The 24,844-nt window shown below is 42.3% G+C and carries 22 protein-coding genes; 8 read left to right on the top strand and 14 right to left on the bottom strand.

Going from position 1 to position 24,844, the window contains the following annotated elements; genetic code table 11:
* Positions 1-9: 9 nt before the first annotated feature.
* The 9 genes from FTW16_RS02595 to FTW16_RS02555 form a co-directional block, all read right to left on the bottom strand.
* Positions 10-486, bottom strand: coding sequence for a DUF2059 domain-containing protein (locus tag FTW16_RS02595; protein WP_053085782.1), 477 nt, complete (start codon positions 484-486; stop codon positions 10-12).
* 580 nt (positions 487-1,066) lie between these two features.
* Positions 1,067-1,522 (bottom strand): hypothetical protein, encoded by a 456-nt coding sequence (locus FTW16_RS02590; RefSeq protein ID WP_146489939.1) that lies wholly within the window; start codon positions 1,520-1,522, stop codon positions 1,067-1,069.
* Between the two features lie 490 nt (positions 1,523-2,012).
* Positions 2,013-2,486: a response regulator gene (locus FTW16_RS02585; protein ID WP_010438444.1), complete on the bottom strand. Its 474-nt coding sequence runs from the start codon at positions 2,484-2,486 to the stop codon at positions 2,013-2,015.
* The gene (locus FTW16_RS02580; protein ID WP_146489938.1) at positions 2,473-3,828 is read right to left on the bottom strand and encodes an ATP-binding protein; all 1,356 of its coding nucleotides are present in this window, start codon (positions 3,826-3,828) and stop codon (positions 2,473-2,475) included. Before FTW16_RS02580 ends, FTW16_RS02585 begins: the two co-directional genes overlap by 14 nt.
* A gap of 6 nt (positions 3,829-3,834) precedes the next feature.
* Complete coding sequence (locus tag FTW16_RS02575; protein WP_146489937.1) at positions 3,835-5,253, bottom strand: SLC13 family permease; 1,419 nt, start codon at positions 5,251-5,253, stop codon at positions 3,835-3,837.
* 455 nt (positions 5,254-5,708) lie between these two features.
* Positions 5,709-6,158 (bottom strand): GNAT family N-acetyltransferase, encoded by a 450-nt coding sequence (locus FTW16_RS02570; RefSeq protein WP_146489936.1) that lies wholly within the window; start codon positions 6,156-6,158, stop codon positions 5,709-5,711.
* 36 nt (positions 6,159-6,194) lie between these two features.
* The gene (locus FTW16_RS02565) at positions 6,195-6,830 is read right to left on the bottom strand and encodes a hypothetical protein (RefSeq protein ID WP_146489935.1); all 636 of its coding nucleotides are present in this window, start codon (positions 6,828-6,830) and stop codon (positions 6,195-6,197) included.
* A 117-nt stretch (positions 6,831-6,947) separates the two neighbouring features.
* Positions 6,948-7,196 carry a hypothetical protein gene (locus tag FTW16_RS02560; protein ID WP_146489934.1) on the bottom strand — a complete coding sequence of 83 codons (249 nt, stop codon included), beginning with the start codon at positions 7,194-7,196 and terminating at the stop codon, positions 6,948-6,950.
* Between the two features lie 182 nt (positions 7,197-7,378).
* A complete protein-coding gene (locus FTW16_RS02555; protein ID WP_146489933.1) occupies positions 7,379-8,194 on the bottom strand; it encodes a tetratricopeptide repeat protein in 816 nt (271 codons plus the stop codon).
* A gap of 662 nt (positions 8,195-8,856) precedes the next feature.
* Between FTW16_RS02555 and FTW16_RS02550 the strand changes: the two genes are divergently transcribed.
* A complete protein-coding gene (locus FTW16_RS02550) occupies positions 8,857-10,680 on the top strand; it encodes a M4 family metallopeptidase (RefSeq protein WP_146489932.1) in 1,824 nt (607 codons plus the stop codon).
* Positions 10,681-10,866: 186 nt separating this feature from the next.
* On the opposite strand, the gene FTW16_RS02545 is transcribed toward FTW16_RS02550, so the two are convergent.
* The 4 genes from FTW16_RS02545 to FTW16_RS02530 form a co-directional block, all read right to left on the bottom strand.
* Entirely contained in the window at positions 10,867-11,892 is a 1,026-nt protein-coding gene (locus tag FTW16_RS02545; RefSeq protein WP_261383399.1) for an aldo/keto reductase, read from the bottom strand.
* 106 nt (positions 11,893-11,998) lie between these two features.
* Entirely contained in the window at positions 11,999-12,952 is a 954-nt protein-coding gene (locus tag FTW16_RS02540; RefSeq protein WP_146489931.1) for a Gfo/Idh/MocA family oxidoreductase, read from the bottom strand.
* Positions 12,953-13,147: 195 nt separating this feature from the next.
* Complete coding sequence (locus tag FTW16_RS02535; protein WP_261383398.1) at positions 13,148-14,092, bottom strand: DUF1932 domain-containing protein; 945 nt, start codon at positions 14,090-14,092, stop codon at positions 13,148-13,150.
* Positions 14,093-14,266: 174 nt separating this feature from the next.
* On the bottom strand, positions 14,267-15,478 hold the full coding sequence (locus FTW16_RS02530; protein ID WP_146489930.1) for a LysR family transcriptional regulator: 1,212 nt from the start codon (positions 15,476-15,478) through the stop codon (positions 14,267-14,269).
* Between the two features lie 451 nt (positions 15,479-15,929).
* Between FTW16_RS02530 and FTW16_RS02525 the strand changes: the two genes are divergently transcribed.
* The 7 genes from FTW16_RS02525 (at position 15,930) to FTW16_RS02495 (ending at position 24,163) form a co-directional block, all read left to right on the top strand.
* Complete coding sequence (locus tag FTW16_RS02525; protein ID WP_146489929.1) at positions 15,930-16,928, top strand: DctP family TRAP transporter solute-binding subunit; 999 nt, start codon at positions 15,930-15,932, stop codon at positions 16,926-16,928.
* 103 nt (positions 16,929-17,031) lie between these two features.
* A complete protein-coding gene (locus FTW16_RS02520) occupies positions 17,032-17,526 on the top strand; it encodes a TRAP transporter small permease (RefSeq protein ID WP_146489928.1) in 495 nt (164 codons plus the stop codon).
* 9 nt (positions 17,527-17,535) lie between these two features.
* Positions 17,536-18,801: a TRAP transporter large permease gene (locus tag FTW16_RS02515; RefSeq protein WP_082241965.1), complete on the top strand. Its 1,266-nt coding sequence runs from the start codon at positions 17,536-17,538 to the stop codon at positions 18,799-18,801.
* Positions 18,802-18,816: 15 nt separating this feature from the next.
* On the top strand, positions 18,817-19,749 hold the full coding sequence (locus tag FTW16_RS02510; RefSeq protein ID WP_146489927.1) for an AEC family transporter: 933 nt from the start codon (positions 18,817-18,819) through the stop codon (positions 19,747-19,749).
* 72 nt (positions 19,750-19,821) lie between these two features.
* Entirely contained in the window at positions 19,822-20,892 is a 1,071-nt protein-coding gene (locus tag FTW16_RS02505; protein ID WP_146489926.1) for a Gfo/Idh/MocA family protein, read from the top strand.
* Between the two features lie 9 nt (positions 20,893-20,901).
* Complete coding sequence (locus tag FTW16_RS02500; RefSeq protein ID WP_146489925.1) at positions 20,902-22,725, top strand: bifunctional sugar phosphate isomerase/epimerase/4-hydroxyphenylpyruvate dioxygenase family protein; 1,824 nt, start codon at positions 20,902-20,904, stop codon at positions 22,723-22,725.
* A 496-nt stretch (positions 22,726-23,221) separates the two neighbouring features.
* Positions 23,222-24,163 (top strand): bile acid:sodium symporter family protein, encoded by a 942-nt coding sequence (locus FTW16_RS02495; protein WP_146489924.1) that lies wholly within the window; start codon positions 23,222-23,224, stop codon positions 24,161-24,163.
* A gap of 233 nt (positions 24,164-24,396) precedes the next feature.
* Here the strand turns inward: FTW16_RS02495 and aroQ are convergent, their stop codons facing one another.
* On the bottom strand, positions 24,397-24,840 hold the full coding sequence (aroQ, locus tag FTW16_RS02490; protein WP_050621174.1) for a type II 3-dehydroquinate dehydratase: 444 nt from the start codon (positions 24,838-24,840) through the stop codon (positions 24,397-24,399).
* Positions 24,841-24,844: the final 4 nt, after the last annotated feature.

Raw genomic sequence — 24,844 nt, 5'->3', positions numbered from 1 at the left:
GATCACCAGTTACTTAGCACTATGCTCCTTTATGAAAGGAGTGATTCTTTCAAGTAATTGTTGTTGCTTATCTTGAGCTTCTGTCATGCCAATTTGCGCTCCAAGCTTTGCTAACTCTGGCGATTTTTGTATCAGCTTTTTCCCAATTGGCGTGTCGTAAAACTCTATTATTTGGTTCATTTCCGTAACGGTAAATTGATTAGAATAGAGCTTTGCAATTTCGACACGCATTTTTACTCTATCAATATCATTTTCAAACCAATCTTTATAAAGATCTTTTAGTTGGTCAGTTTCTTGAGAATTAAGCTCAAGCTTACCCGCTATCTGATTAACGATTGGCAACATTGCGTCGAAACCACCTAACATTTGTTTATCAACGTCCATCGCCGTCAACAATTTTTGTGCAGTTTCAAACTCAACGGAAGTATTAGCTTGTGCAAATGTACAAATGAAAACTGACAGGACTAGACTAAACCCTTTAAACATGCTGATTCCTTTTATTTGATAGAATGCTATGGCGTATAACGGTTATTAAGCAGACGGCGTCTGATTTCTCACCCTAAGCTTTCTGCTCCGCTCTTAAGTCACTAATCTTACCTGACTTACTTTATAAATAACAATAGGTTATATAACTTTCATCTTAATTCACTGGAGGTATACAACATTACGCAAACTTTCGCAGGTTTATTAACAAACAACTCAGTTTCGTTTTGATTGATACATGCTAAAAATCCTGAAAACTGATAGAAATAACAATATTAAAAATCCAAAAATATCATTACTGATATATTTTTAATTAAATAAAATCAGTACATAAAATTCAAACAGCAATGAATTTAATAACGAATATACTCTCATGCGTTTACGATAAACAATAATATTTAATCTCTCAAAAACTTGTCATAACACATGATATTAGAGTGCTGCATATGTATCTTGTTCGGCTAACCCATCAACGTAGACCAACTTTAATTGAGAACGGTAAAAGGCAGAGTTCCCTAACGTAATAACCTTCTGCAAATGCGTATCGAAAGTGCCAAATGTTGGATGTCATGAAAATTGTCCTTTATTCGTCAACGCCAAGATTGTCACCCAGCTTTTCTATAAACCAAGTTCCTTTACACGGGCCATTGGTTAAGTGCCAACGACCATCAAATCGCTTGCCGCTACCAGTTGCTGAAAAGCGATAGTCCCACTGGCGATGTTTCGCATACAAACGTAAGCCGCCGCTTTCTGTCACCCAACCTTCTAATGGTGTTCCGTTGTAGGTAAGCCTTAGCGTGGCTTTACCCTTTCGAATGATTCCGGTGATGGTTGTCCGTTCACACATATTATTGCCAGTGGTGTTAATACGACGACCTAGCCACTCACCGTCAAAATCAGTAGATGGCACAAATTGGGGACTATTAGGAAGTTTAGGGAACGACTCGGAATTACTGGACCCGAACCATTGAAGTTCACGTCCAACGAGGAAGAACACAACAAAGCCGATTGATATCGCTATCACAAATCCCTTTTTCATGAGCCTCTTCCCTAATCAGCTGGCCTTAAGAAAAGAACCCTAACATAATGAAAAATAATAACTTACTATCAATTTAATTAATTTTGATATATTCCACAAATTGCATTCAAATGTTGAATATAGAGAAAGCGGCATCGTACGAAGTTCTGCTGCATGCTCAGGGATTCGTTCGTAAAAAAAAACACAAGGCATCCGCTGGCGTTACCTGGAGGCAGGCACGGCACTAGTGGGATGTATAAAGATATGCATTAACTTAGTTCTCGTTGGCATTGGCGTTGGGCGTTGGCGATGCGTATGAGTTTTATACTTAAGCATGCAATCAGTGTGTTAATAGCTGAGTACTAAAACCTGAACGACTAAAAAAGATAGGTAATATATGCACCGATAGATTGCATCTTTCACAGAAAAAATCCTTCAGAAAGCGTCCTTCGGTGCATATAATTTCAAGCGACTGACATCAATGACTAGCGTAAGTCGCTAACATAAGAGACTAGCGTAAGCGTCTCAACACAACCTGCTGGTCGAGTTCATTCTGATAGTCCGTGTAATCAAGCCCTTGATCAAATATGTACTCAGTGACAAGAGTACGAATGCACTCAACTAATGTGCTTGCTTGCCAAGGCTTTTCAAAGTAACGGTCGATACCTGCTGCATTAATCGCATTGATGGTATCAGTATGAGTGGCCTGCCCCGTAAGAAGAATTTTCTTTGTATTCGGAAAGCGGCTGTCATGGAACACGTCAGTGAGTAACTCCACCCCCGTTTTCCCTGGCATCACATGATCAGACACGATGACGGTAATGTGTTCGCCTTCTGCGTCAAGTTCATCAATGAGATCAAGCACTTCTTGCGCTGATTCACAATCTTCAATATTCAGCCAACTCGCCAGCGGCTCTAAATCTTGTACCACTGCGCTCAGTACTTCCCTCTGGTCATCGACACAGATTAAATTAAGCTTCTCCATGTTCACCCTCTACTGGTAACTTGATCCTAAATACAGTTTTAGAAGCATCACTTTTCACAATGATACTTCCGCCATAACCCGCCACAATCCGCTTAACGATTGATAAACCCAAGCCCAATCCAAACGACAAACCACCTTTTTTAGTGGTGAAGTTGGGCTGAAATACCTTTCTACGAGTCACCTCGTCTATCTCAGGGCCGTTATTCGCGATCGTAACTAATATTCTTTTCTTACTTAATCTGGTTTGAATTTCTATTGCGGCATCGTCTGAATTCGACATTGCATCACAAGCATTCTTTACAATGTTGACCCAAATCTGAACGAGCTCTGTTTTCGAGCCTTTAAAAGGCGGCAAATCTGCGGGGCTCAATCGCACAGATACTCTACGTAACTCACTTTGTAACAACGATAAGGCATGGTTAATGGAGTCATTAATATCAACCGCTTCTTCGGTGTCAATATCAACTCTGCCAAGTTGTTTAACCGATTTTACAATGCCTACGGTGTGTCTAGATGCCAAACGTAAATCATGTAAATCACAGCCCATCTGCCAAAAACGAATCGCTTCTTCTGGGTTTTTCAGCCAATGTTTTGAAATAACGTCTGTTGCAGATAGAACGTCAATTGGAATCGCCTTTGCAAGAGAGCGAGCAATGTTTTTGTCTAAACCATATTTTCTTTCAAATTGTCGCCCACGTGTTCGTGCTTCTGACGACGACGTTTTCTGACCATGCATTAACCCAAAATCGAAAAATTGACTGGCTTCTGGATGCACTTCTTCAAGTAGATCCATGATGACCGTTTCAAGTCGGCCAGATTTACTATTTACGACGCCAATAGCGTTGTTAAGTTCATGGGCAATCCCTGCAGCTAATTGACCTAAGGTCGTCATTTGCTCAGCAGTATGTAACTTCTCTAGCGCTTTTTGCTTCGCTATCGCTTCTTGTGTTGCACGGCGTTGACGACGCGACAACTCATTGACAATCACAGGTGTGAACTGTGCGGTAAGAGGACCAAACTTACGTTCATCTTCTGCAGGCGTGTCTTTATCGATCCACGCTAACTCAACATCGGTTTTAGCAACAACCGTTGAAGATGCTGTCCAATTACCTGAAAAGAAGCTATGAACGCCTATAAAAGCCCCACTACCCGCGCTAAATACTCGCACTTGAGGTGTATTCTCTTCGGAATAAAACCCTTCCAGTTCCCCACTCAACACATAATATAAACGAGTGTTTAACGCTGATTGTTCAATAATGGTGTTACCGGCACAGCACGTCACCCGACGTTCTGCGTGATTAAAATAGCGATCGATAAGTGCTTCTAGCTTTTGTTGATACACGTATCGTTACCCTATGTGACCAATTGAATGTAGCAGCCACACCATAACAAAGCTCAATAGCACACCAACTACACCCAAGATAATACCGATTCTGGCCATTTGATTACTTTGCACATGACCAGTGGCATGAGCCAACGCATTCGGTGGCGTACTGATTGGCAGCGACATACCTAATGAAGCGGCAAAAGTCACAACCAGAATTAACGTTAACTCGCCGCCTAGTGGCGTGAGTGAAGCCATAGACGAACCTAATGCAGCCATAATTGGCATTAACAAGTTAGCCGTTGCGGTATGAGACATAAAGTTTGCCATTACCAAGCACAAGAACGCCGCTCCGAACAACACCACATAGGGTGAGTAGCTATCAAACGGAATACTGTGTACCACCAGCTTTGCTAAGCCCGTTTTATCGAGAGCCAAACCAAGTGCAATACCACCTGATACAAGCCACAGTACGTCCCAAGAAATCTTTTTCAGGTCTTCTTTATTGATGATCCCTGTGAGTGAGAACACAGCGACAGGAATAAGAGCGACGGTATAAGAGTTCATGCCATGGCTTGAGCCCATTAACCAAAGAATAATGGTTAGCGCAAAAGTGACGTATACCGCAATGGCTTTGGGCGTTTTAAGGAATTTACCTTTGATGCTTAGCTCGATTTTCTTTTGGTCAGCTTTGTACATAAAGCCTATTAAAAACCACGCTAACGCCATCATAATAACGACAAACGGCACACCAAATGCCATCCATTCACCGAACGTAATGAGGTTATCGCCAACTAAATATTTAAGTGCGATAGCGTTCGGCGGGGTACCGATCGGGGTACCAATGCCACCGATGTTAGCGGCAACAGGGATACAAAGCGCAAACGCTACACGACCGGGGTCTTTCGGACCAAACACAGCCAGTACCGGCGTTAAAATAGATAGCATCATTGCCGTTGTTGCCGTGTTAGACATAAACATCGAAAAGATACCAGTGATCAACATTAAGCCGAGCATCACAAACTTTGGATCTTGTCCAAATGGCTTCAACAACACGCGAGCTAAGTTGACGTCTAAGCGATACTTAGTGGCGGCCATCGCTAAGAAGAAACCACCTAAAAACAGCATGATGATTGGGCTAGCGAATGTCGCCATGATATCGCTGTATTTTAACAACTCACCAAAATGTTCCTCCCCATGCTCAAACCTTAAAAAGATCAGCCCTTTATCCGACAACATCAATAATTGCAGAACGATAATAACAACAGACGTCGCGTAGATCGGGATAGGCTCGAACACCCAGCACAATGCCGCTAATAAAAAGATCGCGATAACGCGTTGTTGAATAATCGTGAGGCCTTCAAATGGAAACGCTGATAGCGGCATTACGAGGATAATGAAAGGAATTAAAATAGGGATAATGTATTTAATATAGGGGCGCATAGCACACAAACTCTTCCTGAGATAACAACTACTTAGAAATTAGATTCACAGTTCTAATTTAGATCCGACAACGAATTATCGACCTCTTATCACTATCTCACTATCGGCTAGATCAATGATTACGTGATCACGATATCCCCTTTTTCGATTCTGTGCGCTACCTCTACGTTTGTGTGTGATTTACTGTTGCAATTAAATTCAGGAGAGTGGTTTCTACGTTTCTAGTAATAATCCGTTCCAGTTACTCTAGGTACTGTCAGAACAGATCAGTCACTTAAAGTCATGCCCATAAATTAAAGCCATGCCCATAAATTGAGGATCACTTCTGATAAAAGCGCGGAACAACCTTTTAAAGGATGAAGTAATGGATGCTGGCACTGCTATAAAGTGCCTTTTCCAGTAATTGGGCGCTTGTCATGTTTCCTCCGTGAAACTAATGCTGGATAAGGTGGTGGTTATGTGACTAGCATCTTTGAGAGGCATATCGAACGGTCTACACCGACATATTTGCCATACGCACTGGATTCTGAGTAAGCGTGGCGACAATAAAAGCTCACCGCTTTTGAGTTAACTCTACGTGTCGATAAAATAGCTTTTCGATACCCTTTTTCAATCGCAAAACATTCGAGCTGTTTCAATAAATATGAGCCAGCACCACCTTTGTTAGAGTACATTCGCTTAAGTTCACAAACTTCACTTTCGTGATATCTAAACACCCCACATGCCACAGCGCTATCATTCAGATACACCACGATACATCCATCTTTTGATGGGTCAAAAGCGTCAGATAAAAAAGAGCTTTCGCCTGTGTCATTAGTAGTCTGACGAAGTGACAAATTCAGCTCAGCGATTAATGACTGAAAATCTCTATGATTTGGTTCTACTTTCTTATATTCGAATTCCATACCTGCCACGCACACCGAATCAATCTTAAATTTTTGTTAGTCCTCAAATCCCAACTCTTTGCGCATCGTCTTGATTATCAAGTTTCTAGTTTCAACTAAAGAAGCTCCCAGCTCATTCATCTGAATTTTACTCGGAGTTTCGAAGTTGAATTGACCAGTAATAAAGGATTCCGGAGTAAGAGATAGCTGAATTTCCTCTATCATCTGAGGTTGTAAGCTCATCATAGCTTGGTATGTCCCCTCAAAGTCATCTAACAGTAAAGCTAACTGATTACTACATACAATTCTAAGACTAACAAGCTCATTCGTAGCTTTCATAAACCCGTCATTAATGTCTTTGGTGAAAGCATTTAGTGTTTGCTGATATTCGACTAGAGCTTCTGGGGAAGAATGGGCTTCATAGAGCTGACGTGAAGCGTTAGGCAGCGTCTCAGTCAAATATTTATCGTAGTCCTGTCCCGCTAACCTCGCGGCTTCTTCCATTTTCTTAAAGTACCCCTGATACTCTTCTTTTCTCGTATCAAATAGCTTTTCTTCTCGTTCTCGTTTCACTTTATATTTATGTAGGAGAAACGGGAAAAGACCTGACGACAACAAAACCATGAATGCTGGAACAACGTATTTTGGTTCGATCCACATAGATGCAGTTGAACATACTTCCTCTATAGCCATTTTTTACTCCTGAGTACCAACATCCCGGAAAAGTGTGAGTGAATGTGTACCATCGGGATGAAAATACAGTCCAAAATTAATGATTGACGCTATAATCGTTATTTATGATCAGGGAGGCTAATCAGCTAAAACAGCCTCTATCTTAGCTACTATTTCATCTGGACCGATTATTTTTAGTGATAGTTCTTCGATATTATTCCCAATAATATCGATTTTTATTTGTAGTGCTTCATCTTTTGAAATAGCAGACTCAACTGTTTCTTTAATTCCTTCAACTGCTGCTTCTAACATTGCTTTTTCTAGTTCATTTTGAATATTGGCTTCCGTCATCGGTTTGCCATTTATAGTCATTTCAACTTGGAACATCTTTGTATCCTTTTAAGTAAGTTGATACTTCTAATAATATTAATAAAGCTCATAGCGCCAAATTAAGTTGTGAACAACGCAGAAACCTTACCTAAACTATTTTGTGTTTTAAACACTAAACTTGCTTAAGGTAAAGGCTTCAGCGTTTCGAATCACTCTTAAATACTTTATTTAATCACTTCTTAGTACTCAACTTTTTTGAGTCTTCTCTCGGCAGTATCTTTGTAGAAGTTATCCTGACCATTAGACTTCTCAATGATAGCATTTAACCATAGGCGAGTATTATCCCATTGCTTTGCGCTCCAATAAGCTTGAGCAATTTGATATCTAAAGGCTTGCAAAGTAGGTGCATTTGGAAACTCATTTTCTAGTGAAGTAAAAGTTTCTAACACTTGTGGCATATAAGTATCAAAGTCTCGTTTTACTCCGTAAGATGAGCCATATTTCCCTCGCTCTTCCCAACCAAGTAGAGTTCTTAATTTTTCTTCATGCGCAATTCTAGCAGCCTTTGAATTTGGAAACTCAACAATAACTTTATCGTACCACTTATTAGCAGCCTCTACTTTTGGAATCCAGCTAGAGTCAATAACAAATGTATTAGCTCGGTCATCAGCCCAGAAGTCTGCATGCTTAAGATATGAGGCTGCAATTGCATTATCCACACTCTCCTTAGCATTCTCCCCAACAATTTGAGATAGCTCTTCAAGGCGGCCTTTTACAAGTTTAGCTTCGGGCGAACTCGGATAAATTTCTACTAATTTTCTCCAAGAACTTAAAGCTGGTGATACTTGATTATTTTCGAAAGAGATGTTGCCAAGTTCATAGTATGCTTTAGCTTTCACTTTACTGTTTGATTTACTGAAGATCACATCAATTAATTCTTCTTTAGCTTGTGCATGCAAGCCATGTTCGGAGAGCAGGTTCGCCTTATCTATAGATGCAGCGAAAACACTAGAGCAAGACAACGCGATAGTTAAAGCTAGTACAGCTTTTTTCATAGTTAAACACCTTTAAAAATAAACTTTACAGAACACAACACCAAGAGGTTTTCTAGCTGTAAATTAGAGCTATTAGGTGAATAATCCAATATCTAAATACATAGATTTTCAAGCTAGTCTCTTATGCTGTCTATCTTAAGTGACTTACTTCATCCACAACAATGGCTTATGTTTACTAATTTGTGATTGAACAAGAAAATGTAGATTTTTTCCTGTCTAACGAGACTAAGTGTTAAAAAAAGTGAGATCTGTGCTTAGTGGTATTGTTAAAACAAGTTTACTATTGATAATAAAGACAATATTTCCATTTCCAAAACCTGATTACTTACTCATTTGTAAATAAGATAAAAACCGAAAAATATCGAAGTTAGCTTAGACAAAGGTATTCTATCGATTCAAACAAAGCGGATTTTAATAACTCCCGACCCTTCATACGTTTACGATAAATAATAAAATTAAATTTTATAAAAACAATTTGTTCAATAAGTGCTTTTGTAAACTTTGAATTACATACTCTAAAATTTAATCTCTAATAAAAACTTGTCATAAGCCGAAATGCTCTTCCAATCTTGATTCGTAACACATGGCATTAGTGTGTTGCATATAGACTTCCTATAAAGCCGTTGGGAAGAAGGAGTTTATATTAAAATCAGGAACGAAAAATGAACCAACAACGTCAACTAAGCTGGAAAATAGCAGCCATTCTAGGTACATCTTTTGGCTTTAATGCACACGCTGCAGAAATGGTCAGAGTCGATAACGATGCATTACTACAACAAAGCCTCGTCGCTCAGTCGAAGAGTGTTGCTCCACTTGAATTAGGTTTTTCTGAAGTGAAACGGGTGGTATTGCCCAATGGGAAAACGAAAGTCCGCTACCAACAAACTCACTTAGGTTTACCCGTCTTTGATACCTCCGTTGTCGCCACCCTTTCCAAGAACCAACCCACTCAGGTGTTCGGTTCCATGGCACAAGGGATCAGTGGAGACTTATCCAGTATCGCGCCAAAGCTGAATCAGGAACAAGCGATTGAAGCTGCGATATCCTCTCACCGCACGTTTACTGTCGGCAAAAAGTCGATTGAAAATAAAAACGCGAAACTGATGGTGAGATTGGATGAGAACCAAGTCGCCCAAGTGGTGTATCTGGTCGATTTCTTTATCGCATCCTCTATGCCAGAGCGCCCTTTCTACTTTATTGATGCCACGACTGGCGATGTACTCCAAAAATGGAATGGATTAAACCACGCTAAATCGTCTGGTACAGGCCCCGGTGGTAACCTCAAAACCACTCGATATGAATATGGCAGTGACTTCCCTAGCTTTCCCATCGACAAAACAGGCACAACTTGTAAGTTAGAAAATGAATCAGTTAAGACCGTCGATTTGAGGAACGGAACGTCTGGCAGCGCAGCCTACAGCTACAACTGTGCCGACGGAACCAACTACACCGATCATAAATACATTAACGGGGCTTACTCGCCTCTTAACGATGCGCACTACTTCGGTAATGTCGTGTTTGATATGTACAAAGAGTGGATGAACACCTCGCCGTTAACCTTCCAGCTGACGATGCGAGTTCATTACAGCACGGATTATGAAAATGCTTTCTGGAATGGTACATCCATGACTTTTGGAGATGGCAAAAATACCTTTTATCCATTGGTCGATATCAACGTGAGTGCTCACGAAGTCAGCCACGGGTTCACAGAGCAAAACTCCGGCCTTGTGTACCGAAATATGTCGGGCGGTATGAATGAAGCCTTCTCAGACATTGCGGGCGAAGCGGCTGAATATTACTTGCGTGGCAATGTAGATTGGATTGTTGGTAGCGACATATTCAAATCGGAAGGTGGCTTGCGTTACTTTGATCAACCTTCAAAAGATGGCCGCTCGATTGATCATGCCTCTGAATACTACGACGGTTTGAACGTTCACTTGTCTAGCGGTGTTTATAACCGCGCCTTTTACCTTTTAGCGAACAAATCGGGTTGGAATGTACGTAAGGGCTTTGAAATATTCACAGTCGCAAACCAACTGTATTGGACGGCAAACAGTACCTTTGATGCCGGTGCTTGTGGCGTAGCGAAAGCCGCAGCCGACATGGGCTATGTGGTTGCCGATGTCGAAGATGCCTTTAACACCGTAGGCGTGAATGCTAGCTGTGGTGTCACGCCGCCAACTGGCAATGTATTAACGAAAGGCACACCGATTGCGAACCTAAGCGGGAATCAATCCTCAGAGAGCTTCTACACCTTCACTGTGGATTCTGCATCCAGCGTGACGGTTTCAATGTCTGGCGGTTCAGGCGATGCCGATCTTTACGTGAAATCGGGAAGCAAGCCAACGACATCGAGTTACGATTGTCGCCCTTATCGCGCTGGCAACAACGAGCAGTGCAGTGTGAGCGCACAACCGGGCATAACCTATCATGTATTACTGCGCGGATACTCAAACTACTCTGGCGTAACATTGCGTTTAGATTGAGTTAGAACAAAAAGTGAATCGCGTTAGTTAAATGGAGATCAACAAGGCAAAACTGTTTTGCTTATTAGGTCTTGAAATAAAAAACCTCCGGTTACCTAGGCGTGACCGGAGGTTTATTGGATAAGTTGTCATTGATACTGCAAGTAAGATAAAGCGAGTAAGATACAACTAATAATCGAGCAGTGATTAGAACTCTTCAGTATCAATTTCACGTTGAGTTGCCGCGTTATAACGTCCACCGGAGATCTTATTTTGGGGAATCATACCGTCTATCACGCGCAGCAATTCATCAGAAACCGATAACTGCTGTGCATTCCAGTTGTCCTCTAAGTGTTGAAGGCTTGTAGTACCCGGCAATGCGATAGAGTTCGGTGCTTTTTTCAAAGTCCAAGCCAATGCCAGTTGTGCCAGAGTCGGAGTTGAACCGCGATTGTCATTAATCGAAAAACCATTCTCTTCTGCAAACAACGGCAACACAGACTCAAACTGTCGTACTAAAGACAAATTAGACTCGAAGTGTTCATCAGAGAAACGTGGCATGGCTAAGCGAATATCTCCAGCTACAAACTGGTTATCTTTCACTTCACCTGTCAACATACCGCGGCCAACAGGACTGAATGACACAAAAGTTGCATCTATCTTTTGGCATTGCTCGATAACCGCGATTTCTGGATTACGTGACCAGAGCGAATACTCCGATTGCACGGCTGCTATCTTATGAACCGCATTAGCTTTGGCGATGGTCTCGGCAGAAACTTCTGACAAACCTATGTGTTTGATCTTACCCTCTTCGACCAAACGAGAAAGTTCACCAATGCTCTCTTCAATCGGCACGCTTTTATCCCAACGATGCAGGTAGTACAAATCAATGACGTCAGTATTCAAACGTTGTAGTGAATCTTCACACGTTTTACGAATCGTTTCTGGCCGCCCATCAATCGCTCGCTTGCCATCAAGCCCTTTGAACATTCCACATTTACTGGCGAGGAAAAACTCATGACGACGATGACCAACCGCCTCAGCTAACAGTGATTCATTCGCACCAAAGCCATACAACGCAGCCGTGTCGAGCATGTTATAGCCCAAATCCAACGCTTGATTGAGTAACTTAATGCCATCCGATTTCTGTGGTGGAGTGCCATAAGCATGCGACAAGTTCATACAACCTAAAGCCACTGGCGCTAATGTCTGCCCACCAATACTAGCCATCATCGTTTATCCTTTTACTGCTAAAAATACCAACTGTTCACTAACACGACTTTAAAGAACGGTTCTTCTTTAAGTCACTACTGAGCGTTAACTTACTACTCAGTTTTAATTACTCAGCTTCAAGTAACTGTTCAAGCTTGTCTAGTGTTTCCATTGCAGGAAGGCAGCTCGCCACACTTGAATTTGGCTCACGACCCGTTTTGATTGCATCGAAGAATTCACGGTCGATAAGTTCAATACCATTATTAGAAACCGCCACACCCTCTAATGAGATAGGGTTTTCTTTGCCGTCATAAAGGTCATCATAACGCGCTAGGTAAGTGCCCTCTTCACAGATGTAACGGAAGAACGTACCAAACGGGCCATCATTGTTGAATGACAGTGAAAGCGTACAAATTGCACCTGATGGCACTTTCATACCAATGCTCATGTCCATCGCGATACCCAAGTCTGGGTGAATTGGACCTTGAAGTGCTTGAAGTTTTGTTGCCTGTTCACCGGTTTGGTATTGGAAAAGATCAACAGTGTGACAAGCATGGTGCCAAAGCAGGTGATCGGTCCAACAACGAGCTTCACCTTTAGCGTTGGTGTTTGTGCGGCGGAAGAAATATGTTTGTACGTCCATCTGCTGAATATGAAGTTCACCTGCAGCAATCTTGTTCTGAATCCATTGGTGGCTTGGGTTGAAACGACGAGTGTGGCCAGCCATTGCGATTTTGCCAGATTTCTTTTGAGCTTCTACCACACGGTAGCTATCTTCGATGTTGTCCGCCATTGGGATTTCAACCAAAACATGTTTGCCTGCTTCCATACATTCAATCGCTTGTGCTGCGTGCATTTGTGTTGGCGTAGCAAGAATTACTGCTTCCACTTCATCAAGTGCAAGTGCGTCAGATAGGTTGGTAAAGCCCTTTGAATCATGACCATACTCTGTGATCAGTTGATCAAGCTTATCTTGCTCTGGAGAAACCATCGCAGTTACGCGAATGCCTTCAATTTCACGGATAGCATCCAAGTGTTTACGTCCAAAGGCACCTGTCGCGCCCACAACACATACGTTCATATTCATTCCTTTAATTTAGTACCCGCCCTGTTTGGCCGGTGTTGCTTAATGCTTTTTACTTAATGTTTGATTACTTAATGAATTACTTAGTTGCTTAGTTGCTTAATAATCGATGGCTTCTACGTTTAACCCAGTTCCGCATTCAGCTACTCACAACATTCGCTTGCTGAGATTTTCGATTTTTTGGTTATGCCGTTATTCATTCAATGCGCGAGTTCCAGTATTGGCCAATTGCCCTAATACCAAATCACTCAATGTAGATAGGTCTTGCCCTTGATACTCGACTGGCATCTTACCGAGTGCGCTATGCCACTCCATCGCACCATTCACCATCGAGCCATTCAAATTTAGTTCGCTTAAGGTATTAGATACCTCTTTAAGCTCGTTAGAACGTCGCTCCCCATGAGATAACATACGTTCCAAGTGATATTGGCCGAGATCGTTCAATGGCAGAGCTGGATACGTTGTACTGAGTGATTCGAACACATGATTTTCAACCCCCGCTTTACGCGCTGCCAACAAACATTCCGTAGTGAGAGCTTCAAGTCCTTTTACCATCACAGAACGGATCATTTTGATGCTTGATGCCTCACCCACTTGGTCAGACACCACTTCAACTTTGAAGCCAAGTGTGGTCAATATTGGTTCAATCTCTAATGCTTTTTTTCCAGAGATCAACAATGGGATCGCAGATGTTTTCTCCAACACCGGGGCCATAATTGCAACATCAAGGTAGCTTGCACCACATGCTTCAATAAGCTCAGCATTCCTTTGTTTTACTTGGGGTGAACATGAATTACAGTCCAAGAATATCTGTTTGGACGTGAATGTTTTCGCTACGTTTTTCGCCACAGCTTCAGCTTGATCGGCCGTCACCAATGAAAAGACTAACTCAGCACCATTTATCGCCTCGTGAGCTTCAAATGCACCTTGAACGCCATGCTTAATGTATTCAAGGAGAATGCTTTCGCGGTGCTGCACATGGTTACTTTTGATATCGAATCCACTGATCACTTGCGGTGCTTTATCACCCCAGCTCACCAAAAATGCTTGTGCAGCTTCACCAAAACCAATGAACGCAGCTCTTGTTATCGTCGCCATAATTCTCTTTTTACCTGCCAACTTATCTGCGTTTTTCATGACAGTTACCTTAGCATTGGCACCTACAGAGCGATAATCAAATAAATATAAGGGGTATTCAATTTTGGAAAAATGCCTTCACTTTTAGATCGCACTTGAGTGTCATAATTTAAGTTGAAAATAGAAAGCCAAACAGAAAACACAACAAGCCGAACTGAACTCAACTGAGAATAACTAAAGCTGTACACCTTTCTCACGTAACAACGTCAGAAAATGGTTTTGAACCGAGGTAGCAAACCAGTTTTTCCGCATGGTTAAACCGATTGGGCGCGACTGCTTTTTGCAATCAAATGGCAGAATGGTGAAGTGCCCCTCTTCAAGTTCGCGAGTGATCTGGTGCTGAGAGAGAATCGTTAATCGATCGCTGCCTAAAAGCAGTTCTCTTACCAACATCTGCGAGCTCGCCTCAACAATTCGAGTAGGTACATCGCGTTCCTGAGACGTAAAAATGTCTTCAAACATTCTGCGTCCAGGTGTGTTTACATTAGATACAACCCAACTCGAACCTTGTAAATCATCAAGTGTTATTTGCTCTTTCAAGCTCAATGGATGATCGTTTCTAGATAGGATTTTGTTATGTGATTGAAACAGAGTTTCTTGGCGAATATCGGTACTCGGTGATGGGAAACGCAGCGCACCAATGAGGATATCTAGGTCACCGTGGCGTAAGTGATTGAGCAAGTCTTGATACGGTCCGTCGATCACATGAATTTGGCAATCAGGGAACTTACGAGAGAACTCATTGATGGTGTTTGGTAGTAAACATGTACGAGCAAGAGGCAAACAGCCAACCGTAATCACACTGTTATGGCGGTTGCTCAATAAGCCAACCTCTTCGATGCCTTGCTTGATTTCTACGAAGGCTAATTTACTCGACATCACCAGAGCGCTACCAGCTTTACTAATCGTAATACCCGTGCTGTTTTTTTCGAATAAAGTGATACCAAGGATCTCTTCAAGATCTTTAGATGCACGATAAACTGACGACTGCGACACTTCCAAAATTCGACTGGCTTCAGTAAAGCTTTGACCGTTAGAAACCGCGATCAATGCTTTCAATTGAGTGGTCGTTATATTGAACAAATAGCGCTGAACACTGCTTTTTCGCTGGCCTTTCGCGACTTTTAGCGAATCAGCAATGCCTTTACTGATGTACTCTAACGCACGTTCAATTCGAAATGAAAACGCTTCTCCTTGTTCGGTCGGTTTCATGCCATCGGTGGTGCGTTCGAACAGCTCACTATGAATGTTTTTTTCCAGTTTCGCTATCGCTTGTGTGATGGCTGGCTGAGACAAAAACACCACTTCCGAAGCCTTGCTAATGCTTCCAGTATTCACCACTTCTGATATCGCTCTTAGGTGTCTCAAGTTTGGAATATTTAACATGTTATCGCCTCAAAAGTGCTGTCAAACTGCCATTTACATTCAAATTACAAATACAAACGACACCTTCAAAAACGGTGCTAAATACCTCATTTAAACCCCGTCAACTATCGAACACATTCAGCACATTTTTTGAATACTCTTCCAGCAGAAAAGCTGAAATCTGTGAGTTGATGTAGATAAAATGTAACTTCACCAAGGTAAAGATGTGACTTCATTCTCCAAAAAAGAAATACACAAAAATTCATTTTCAATCCCCTTTTTCAATACATAACTCACAGCTATATATCAGTAACCTACTGTTTTATAGTGCAATACAAATGGAATATCAAACTGTAACCCCAGCACGAATAGTTAATGTTATCTCAAAATTGAATAACACTTTCACTATATGAATTATCGGTTGTTAATTTTAGGTGATAACTTTATCGACGTAGAAACAGGAGGTTCACAAATGAAAACAATAACTAAACTTACACTCGCTCTATCGCTTGCATATGCAGGTTCTGCTGCTGCTCTGGACATCACTATTGGGCATGTAGATTCACAAGATTGGACGATCTCTAAGAAAGGCGCTGCAACACAGGTTTTCAAGAACCTTGTAGAGGCTGAATCTGGTGGTCGAATTAATGTAAATATCTACCCTTCAGGTCAACTTGGTGGCGAGACAGAGCTACTTCAGTCGACTCAAGAAGGCATGCTAACCATGACTATGGTTTCTGGTGCTTACTCTAAGCTTTGTAAGGAAGCGAACGTACTAGAAATCCCTTACCTGTTCCCTTCAGCGCCTGTTGCTTGGGAAGTGCTAGATGGTGAATTTGGTCAAAAGTTGAATGACCAATGTTTGAAAACAACGGGTCTACGTAACCTCGCTTATGGCGAAACAGGTTTCCGCCATTTCACAAACTCAAAACGTGAGATTACTACGCCGCAAGACTTAAACGGTCTTAAAATCCGCGTAATGACAACACCACTTTACGTTGAAATGATGAAGTCATTGGATGCAGAGCCTACACCTATTGCATTCCCTGAAGTTCCTGCCGCTCTGACCACTGGCGTTATCGACGGACAGGAAAACCCTGTCAGCGTAATCAACGCGAACAAATTCTATGAACTTCAGAAATACATCACTCTAGACGGTCACGTTTATGGTACTGATTTCTTATTAATGAATGACGATTTCTACACATCTTTGAATGCCGAAGACCGAGCCATCATTGATCGTGCTGCAAAAGTTGCAGGCACAGTAGGTCGAGCTATTCAGCAAGTGAATTCAGCAGAAGGCTTAGAAGTACTTGCTCAAAAAGGCATGAAGATTACTTCGCTAACGCCAGAGCAACAGAAACAATTCCGCGATAAGACACAGCCCGCTGTGATCAAATGGTTATCAGGCACTATCGATTCAAAATGGATTGATGATGCACTAGACGCAGTAGAAACCGCGACTAACTAATTCATAACCGAATAATCAATACAAAAACCCTACAGCAGTACTTATAAGAAATGAGTCGTTATACCTCTGATGTATAACGACTCTTCCCAAGGAGACAGGGAACATGATTGAGCAATATAAAAAGCTACTTGCGATTCTCGCCGGGGCTTCACTCTTCAATTTGTTTGCAGTGATGTTGATCACCACAATCAGCCGTTACTTTTTTAATACCTCTATCCTATGGGGCGAGGAGCTAAGCAAATACTCAATGATTTATGGCGTTATGTTCGCTACATCATTGTGTTATTTAGAAGGCTTACACATCAAATTTTCTGTTCTTGATTCAGTGAAATCAAAAGCATTTCAAAAAACGCTGGAAGTCATTGTCGACCTATCTGTTTTGTTATGTTCGGTGATCTGGGCTTACTCAGCGTACCTATTTGTGATCAAACGCGGAGGCATTGAGTCAGCTGGTATTGGAGTCTCTATGTACTACTTCCAATCAGCATTGATTGTTGGCGGCGCTTGCCTATTTATAGCCGCTACACTGCGTTTAATTCAGCACGTGAAATCAGCGCGTGTATCCACAAGAACTCAAGCTATCCAAAGCGACGTATAAGGAATCGTTATGCCTTCAATTGCCTTAATGGGATCCATGCTAATTTTTGGTATTCCTCTCGTATTCAGCATCATCTTGGCGATGTCGTTCTACGTCTCTAGTACTCCCATCTCTATCAGCCTAATAGCCCAACGTATTTTTAGTGGTTTGGATTCTTACTCTATCCTTGCGGTTCCTCTGTTTGTTCTTGCGGGTGAACTAATGAACAAGAGTGGTATCACTAGCCGTATCATTGATTTCGCTAACGCATTAGTGGGTCACTTTCGTGGTGGCTTAGCTCAAGTGAATATCTGGTCTTCAGTGATGTTTGCTGGTATCTCTGGCTCTGCAGTAGCTGATACCTCCGCACTTGGCCGCGTGTTCATTCCTCAAATGGAAAAAGAAGGCTACAGCAAAGAGTTTTCTTCAGCGTTAACGGCAGCGTCTTCGGTTATTGGGCCGATGATTCCACCTAGTATTCCAGTGATCATTTATGCGCTTATTGCGAGTGGCGTATCTGTCCCTGCCCTATTCTTAGCGGGTATTGTTCCTGGTGTATTGTCTGCGGTTGCTCTGTCTATTTTCGTGTTTATTTACGCGACTCGTCACAACATAAAGAGCAACGTGGTTCGTCAAAGCCGCCGTAAAGCGTTGGTAAAAGCGTTTGTTCCGCTAACAATGCCAATCTTCATCCTTGGTTCAATCTTGATGGGTATTGTGACGCCAACTGAAGCAGCGGCGTTCGCAGCTTTCTATGCGCTACTGGTTGGTATGTTCGTGTATAAATCTCTGAGTTTCAGTGACCTACCAGAAGTGTTCATGCGTTCAATGCGCGACTCTTCAATTGTCTTGATCCTGATTGCCGTTGTATCTGTAGCGAACTGGATTCTTACTTTCTCTCGCGTTCCTCAGTTCATCAGCCAACAGATTTTAGGCAGCATCAGCGACCCAATCATGTTCCTGATTATGGTAAACGTTATCTTGTTGGTTGTTGGGTTATTCCTTGAAGGCATTGCTGCAATGCTGATTCTTATCCCAATCTTTCATCCGATTGCGATGAGCTTTGGTATCGACCCTGTTCACTTCGGTATCGTAGTTATCTTCAACCTAATGATTGGCTTGATTACACCACCAATGGGGATTTGTCTGTTTGTGTCCAACACTATATCCAAGGTCGGAATCGCTGCAATTTCTAAGCAAGTGATTCCACTGTTCCTACTTGAAGTATTGGTATTGTTCTTCATCACTTTTGTTCCGCAAAGCGTGCTGTTCTTGCCACAGCTATTCGGATACTAGAGCACACACAAAACCATGTCTGTATATGAAATATTGCTGCCGCTGATACTGATTGTCGCGGCAGGCTTTCTCACGACTAAAAATGGCTTTTTCTCTCGCCATTTCATCGGCGATGTAAGCAAATTCGTTCTTTATATCTCACTTCCTGCGGTCATTTTTGGCAGTGTCACTCAGTTAAATTTGAGCGAAGCCATCAACAAGAACTACATGTTGATCTATGCCGTAGGCGGTTTGCTGTGTATGACCATCGCAGTGTTGTATAGCCGGTTAATCATGAAGTTGAAGTGGCAAGATTGCTTCATCAACGCTTTAGGTAGCGGGATGCCAAACAGCGCATTCATAGGCTTCCCTATCGTGTTGTCGATTTTTAATGGTCAATACGCAGAAGCGTTTCTAATGAGCGTATTGATTGAAAATCTCGTGTTTATTCCAGTGTGTTTGGTGTTCCTGGAGTTCTCGAATGAAACCGACTCATCGCTCAAAGGTCAACTTATCGAGATTGGAAACAGGCTAAGAAAGAACCCAATCATCATTTCGATCACTTTAGCGTTGAGCATCAACCTATTAGGTATTCAGCTGCCATTCGTGATTGAAGAAAGCGTTGGTGTTCTCGCCAAAACTTCAGTCGCTTTAGCACTGTTTGCGATTGGTGGAATTTTGGGGCAATCACTGGTGCTAAACCAAAAATCACGCATTGCGCTGGTTACTAGCATCAAATTAATTTGCTTCCCAATTATTGCGCTCGGTTTACTTTTGGTCTGGCCAGTAGAAGGAGATTTGAAATATGTGCTGCTTATCTTTTGTGCATCACCAATGCTCTCGATCTACCCCATTCTTGGCGGGATCTATAAGCAACAAAACTTCTGCGCAAACACATTGATTATAACGACGCTGGCCTCTGGATTTACTTTGTCTATCGTTGTTTCGCTCATAACTCATAACTCATAACTCATAACTCATAACTCATAACTCATAACTCAAATAACAATAACTAAAATGTTCACTCATAAGGTCTTAAACATGGAAAAAGTTAAAATTGCTGTTGCTGGAGCAGGCTTAATCGGGAAAACACACATCAAACTCATTGTTGAAAATGAACAATGCGAACTGGCGGCTATCGTTGATCCGTTCCCAGCGGCGAAAGAGATTGCCGATGATTACGGTGTGCCCGTTTATGAGAGCTTAGAAGCGCTGTTTTCCGATGCAAAGCCAGACGGCGTGATCCTCGCGACCCCAAATAAGTTACACGCTCTGCAAGCACACGAATGTATAGCAGCGGGTGTGGCGGCTATCGTCGAAAAGCCAGTGACAGATTCTATCGAAGATGCGGTTGAGTTATTGAAACATGCAAAACATGAGAACAGTAAAATACTGGTTGGCCATCACCGCGCTTATAGCCCTCTTTTGGAAACCGCTAAAAAGATCATCGATAGCGGTGAGCTTGGCAAACTGGTTTCTATTATGGGCAGTGCAGCATTTTACAAGCCAGATTACTACTTTGATGAAGGCGACTGGCGCAAGGTAAAAGGCGGCGGTCCTATCCTTATCAACATGATTCATGAAATAGGCAACCTGCGTCACCTTGTTGGCGATATTGTCGGTGTTCAGGCTATGAGCTCAAGCAGTGCACGTGATTTTGAAGTGGAAGATACAACAGTCATCTCTCTGCGCTTTGAAAACGGTACGCTAGGATCTTTCCTTCTGTCAGATGCGTCAGCAAGCCCACGCAGTTGGGAACAAACCTCACAAGAGAACAAATCTTACGCGACGTACGAAACCGAAGATTGCTACCACGTGGCGGGCACCAATGGTTCCCTTTCTATACCAACCATGCAGGTTAAATCATTCGCGAAAGATGTTACGCCCTCTTGGTGGAACGAGATGCTTGAGCGCAAAGAAGAAATTCATCGTGAAGACCCTTTAAAACGTCAGCTTGAACACTTCTGCGCATTGATTCGCGGCGAAGAGAAGACACCGAAGGTCAGCATTTGGGATGGCCTGCAGAATCTATTGGTTATCGACGCGATCATCAAAGCTTGTGAAACCGAGCAATACGTACCCGTTCAAGACGTAACACCGCAGCTTAAATAAGGAGCCACCATGAAATATTCAATCGCGACTGTGTGCTTGTCTGGCACGCTAGAACAAAAAATGCATGCAGCCGCTAAAGCGGGCTTTCAAGCTATTGAGATCTTTGAGAATGACCTCACTCAATACCGCGGTTCAGCTTCTGACGTTAAACGTATCGCAGACAGTCTTGGCTTAGAAATTCTTGTACTACAACCGTTTCGCGACATGGAGGGCATGCCTGCTCACCTTCGCCAGAAAAAGTACAACATGCTTGAACGTAAAATGGACCTAGCCCACCAGCTAGGCACCAGCCGCTTGATGATGTGCAGTAACGTGCATCCTCAGTCATCTCCAAACGTTGAACAGTGCGCTGAAGACTTATACGCATTAGCAGAACTGGCAAAACGTGAAGATATGCAATTAGGCTATGAAGCTCTAGCATGGGGTCGCCACATTGCCGATTATGATGACGCTTGGAACCTAGTGAAAACGGTCGACCACCCTAACCTTGGTGTGGTTCTCGACACCTTTCACATGTTTGCACGCGGAAACACATTGGATACGTTGAAGAACGATATTCCAGTCGACAAGATCGCTCTGGTTCAAGTGGCCGACGCACCAAAAATGCAGATGGATATTCTTCAATACAGCCGCCACTATCGTTGTTTTCCCGGCCAAGGTGACTTCCCAGTTATTGATTTCGTAAAAGCGCTTAAAGGCAAAGGCTACAACGACTATTTATCCCATGAAGTCTTCAACGATGAATTCCGTTCATCATCGCCAATCGAGAAAGCGATCGATGGTGTGCGTTCTTTGAAATGGCTAGAAGATCAAACTAACGATGCGTTCAATGCACCTAAGATCCACGACCTTAGCTTTATTGAATTCGCAGTTAAAGAGCGCGAGAACAACCCTTTCTCAGATGTGATTGAGTCTCTTGGCTTCCGAAAGACCCATTGCCATAAGAGTAAGAATGTTGATTTGTACCAACGCGGTGACATCAACTTCATCTTCAACTACGAGAAAAACTCGAACGCACAAACTTACCGTGAAGGCCATGGTGAGTCGGTCTGCGCGCTCGGTGTTATCACTGAAGATTCAAGCCGTCTTGTTGAGCTGGCAAGCCGCTACAATAGCCCAACCATTCATCAGACGCGCCAAGAGAATGAGTTAGACATCCCTACTCTCAAAAGCTCTGGCAACTTGCTGATTCACCTTCTTGAAGAGAACGAAGCGTCTAAGTTTTACGAAGTGGATTTTGAATCCGTAGCAGATCAAGCTCCGATGAACGACAACTTCACCCGCATCGACCACATGGGGCAAGTGGTGGCACCTGACGCATTGCTGTCTAACCTGTTCTTCTACAAATCTATATTTGGCTTTGTACCAGAAGAGAGCTTTGACTTGCCAGATGTGAATGGCCTAATCACCAGCCGTACCATCAAGAGCGCTAACAGTAAGATCAAGATTGCATTGAACAGCACCAGTGCTAAGCAAACCTCAGCACAGCGCTTCTTGAACGACTCTAATGGTGCGAGCATCAACCAAATTGCCATGGAGTGTAAAGACATCTTCTTAGCGGTTCAGGATCTCTCTCCTATCTATCAGTTGAAGATCCCGAACAACTACTACTTGGATATTCAAGCGCAATTTGATTTACCAGATGAGTTGATTCAACGCCTTAGCGACAACAATATTCTATACACGGAAGACGAAACAGGCAGCTTCTTCCATTTCTACACCAAAGAGATCAATGGCTTGTTCTTCGAAGTGGTTCAGCGTGTAGGAGATTACAGTAAATACGGCGAGACTAACGCGTTCATTCGTCTAGCGTCACAAGCAAATCAGTTCTAACAGGCATTGTTGCCTAACTCGTTTCACCCAATATATCCGTCGCCATACAACCTCACTTACATGGCGGCAGATATATTAACTTGCTATTTTTCTTCTTGAGCTTTGCTGCACTTTACTCATCTTCGGTAAGTGCAGCTTTTTTTGTGTCTAGGTTCTAGTGCCTAGTTAAGGGGAGTGAGAAGCTTCTAACATGCTTTTGGATATCGCTCATGTTGTATTGTTACTAATTTAGAACAGCTCAAGTCTTAAAAGCATGGCAAAACCCGTTTAAATGGGTATCCAGTATCTCTGAAGCAGACCACAGTTCAGACAACGATTAAACTTAACGTCATTACCAGATTAGAAAAATGAATTTTATATAGATAGCTGCAATTCACCTCCATGTATAAAGTTCTTATTAAATTACTGGTTTCTAATTAGTTTTATGTTGTTGTAGTTTCAAGTAGCCGTTAGAGTACTACAGAACTTTAACACAACCATAATATAAGGATTATGTATGGTTAATAGACTTTTATCATTATTTCCTATCTGGGCTTTGGCTTTTTCTACCGTCGCCTTTATTTCACCAGAGTCATTTACTTCTCTAAAAGATTACATTGTGCCACTTCTAACCATTATTATGATGGCCATGGGATTAACACTGAGTTTTTCTGATTTCAAAGAAGTGTTTAAGTACAAATCTGCAATACTTGTTGGTGTAATTTTGCAATTTACTGTGATGCCAATCGCGGCGTTACTGCTATCAAAAGTCATAGGCTTAGACTCAGATTTATTAATAGGGATGGTTTTGGTTGGAGCTGTCGCAGGAGGAACATCAAGTAATGTAATGGCTTTCTTGGCCGGTGCCAATGTAGCATTGTCGATCACCATGACGGCATTTTCGACGCTATTAGGTGTCATATTGACCCCATTTATTATCTCTTTTTTACTAAGTACAACCATCGAAGTACCAACATCTGCGATGGTCGTTAGTTTATTTAAGATTGTATTAGTGCCCGTTATTACTGGTGTTGTTGTCAATCAATTGTTTGGACAAATAGTTACTAAAGTACAATCAGTTTTACCTTTAATTTCTATGGTTGCAATCGTCTTAATAGTTGCAATTGTTGTCGCATTAAATAAATCAAACATTCAGCAAGTGGGTACAATTGTCGCTGTAGCTGTTGTTCTTCACAATACTATTGGGTTGGCTTTAGGTTATTTTATTACTAAGGCTCTAAAGTTTGAAGAGGCTATTTGTAGAACAATAGCATTTGAAGTTGGCCTGCAAAATAGTGGTTTAGCGGCTGCACTAGCTGTAAAACATTTTACACCTGCCGCGGCTATCGCTGGCTCTATCTTCTCAGTCTGGCACAATATTTCAGGTAGTATCCTTGCAGGGTATTGGAAAAGGAAAAGAGAAAATAAAGAACTATCTGACTCTGTTAAAGTAAACTAAACCAATATAGTGAGCACGTAGGGTAACTATCGTGCTCATTCCTACTTTGTTATAGCGCTTACCGTCAGTATGAAATAACTCGTATAGAGAGTACTCGACGCACTGTGTTACTACTCCCGTCCCATTAACTGACTCCTTAGGTTGGTGTTTTACCCTACTCCAGAACTTAAGCCGTAAAAAGCCCCTAACAATGCTAGAGGCTCAATTTTGCTGCTTATATTCGATGAGAGGTATTAGTCGTCTAACAGGAACTGAATCGCTAAGCCGTAACCTTTAGTTCCCATACCAATCACTGTGCCTGCGGCTACAGGCGATATGTAAGAGTGATGACGGAATGCTTCGCGCGCGTGAACATTTGAGATATGCACTTCAACAACGGGAACATCGACGCCTTTGATAGCATCATGCAAGGCAATTGACGTGTGAGTATAAGCACCTGGGTTGAATACCACGCCTACACATTCACCGGCAGTAAATTCACGACCTGCTTTGTGTACGGCATCAATTAGCTGACCTTCAGTGTTACTTTGAAAGCACTCGACTTCGCAATCGTACTTCGCTGCAAGTTTGCGGCAGTTTTCTTCTACATCAGCCAGTGTTTCATGACCGTATTGTTGAGGCTCACGAGTTCCTAGTAGGTTTAGGTTTGGTCCATTCAACACTAATAACTTTTTCATTGTT

The sequence above is a fragment of the Vibrio sp. T20 genome (assembly GCF_007858795.1).
GTDB lineage: Bacteria > Pseudomonadota > Gammaproteobacteria > Enterobacterales > Vibrionaceae > Vibrio > Vibrio satsumensis.
Note: the sequence above shows the minus strand (reverse complement) of the source record. Positions and strands in the feature narration are given on the sequence as shown.

What these genes read in the sequence shown, in the direction of transcription:
- FTW16_RS02570 (WP_146489936.1), bottom strand. Translation starts at nt 6,158, where the DNA reads ATGGAATTCGAATATAAGAAAGTAGAACCAAATCATAGAGATTTTCAG.
- FTW16_RS02540 (WP_146489931.1), bottom strand. Translation starts at nt 12,952, where the DNA reads ATGAACGTATGTGTTGTGGGCGCGACAGGTGCCTTTGGACGTAAACAC.
- FTW16_RS02535 (WP_261383398.1), bottom strand. Translation starts at nt 14,092, where the DNA reads ATGAAAAACGCAGATAAGTTGGCAGGTAAAAAGAGAATTATGGCGACG.
- FTW16_RS02555 (WP_146489933.1), bottom strand. Translation starts at nt 8,194, where the DNA reads ATGAAAAAAGCTGTACTAGCTTTAACTATCGCGTTGTCTTGCTCTAGT.
- FTW16_RS02595 (WP_053085782.1), bottom strand. Translation starts at nt 486, where the DNA reads ATGTTTAAAGGGTTTAGTCTAGTCCTGTCAGTTTTCATTTGTACATTT.
- FTW16_RS02585 (WP_010438444.1), bottom strand. Translation starts at nt 2,486, where the DNA reads ATGGAGAAGCTTAATTTAATCTGTGTCGATGACCAGAGGGAAGTACTG.
- FTW16_RS02515 (WP_082241965.1), top strand. Translation starts at nt 17,536, where the DNA reads ATGCCTTCAATTGCCTTAATGGGATCCATGCTAATTTTTGGTATTCCT.
- FTW16_RS02575 (WP_146489937.1), bottom strand. Translation starts at nt 5,253, where the DNA reads ATGCGCCCCTATATTAAATACATTATCCCTATTTTAATTCCTTTCATT.
- FTW16_RS02505 (WP_146489926.1), top strand. Translation starts at nt 19,822, where the DNA reads ATGGAAAAAGTTAAAATTGCTGTTGCTGGAGCAGGCTTAATCGGGAAA.
- aroQ (WP_050621174.1), bottom strand. Translation starts at nt 24,840, where the DNA reads ATGAAAAAGTTATTAGTGTTGAATGGACCAAACCTAAACCTACTAGGA.
- FTW16_RS02545 (WP_261383399.1), bottom strand. Translation starts at nt 11,892, where the DNA reads ATGATGGCTAGTATTGGTGGGCAGACATTAGCGCCAGTGGCTTTAGGT.
- FTW16_RS02530 (WP_146489930.1), bottom strand. Translation starts at nt 15,478, where the DNA reads ATGTTAAATATTCCAAACTTGAGACACCTAAGAGCGATATCAGAAGTG.
- FTW16_RS02510 (WP_146489927.1), top strand. Translation starts at nt 18,817, where the DNA reads ATGTCTGTATATGAAATATTGCTGCCGCTGATACTGATTGTCGCGGCA.
- FTW16_RS02550 (WP_146489932.1), top strand. Translation starts at nt 8,857, where the DNA reads ATGAACCAACAACGTCAACTAAGCTGGAAAATAGCAGCCATTCTAGGT.
- FTW16_RS02520 (WP_146489928.1), top strand. Translation starts at nt 17,032, where the DNA reads ATGATTGAGCAATATAAAAAGCTACTTGCGATTCTCGCCGGGGCTTCA.
- FTW16_RS02560 (WP_146489934.1), bottom strand. Translation starts at nt 7,196, where the DNA reads ATGTTCCAAGTTGAAATGACTATAAATGGCAAACCGATGACGGAAGCC.
- FTW16_RS02495 (WP_146489924.1), top strand. Translation starts at nt 23,222, where the DNA reads ATGGTTAATAGACTTTTATCATTATTTCCTATCTGGGCTTTGGCTTTT.
- FTW16_RS02565 (WP_146489935.1), bottom strand. Translation starts at nt 6,830, where the DNA reads ATGGCTATAGAGGAAGTATGTTCAACTGCATCTATGTGGATCGAACCA.
- FTW16_RS02590 (WP_146489939.1), bottom strand. Translation starts at nt 1,522, where the DNA reads ATGAAAAAGGGATTTGTGATAGCGATATCAATCGGCTTTGTTGTGTTC.
- FTW16_RS02525 (WP_146489929.1), top strand. Translation starts at nt 15,930, where the DNA reads ATGAAAACAATAACTAAACTTACACTCGCTCTATCGCTTGCATATGCA.
- FTW16_RS02500 (WP_146489925.1), top strand. Translation starts at nt 20,902, where the DNA reads ATGAAATATTCAATCGCGACTGTGTGCTTGTCTGGCACGCTAGAACAA.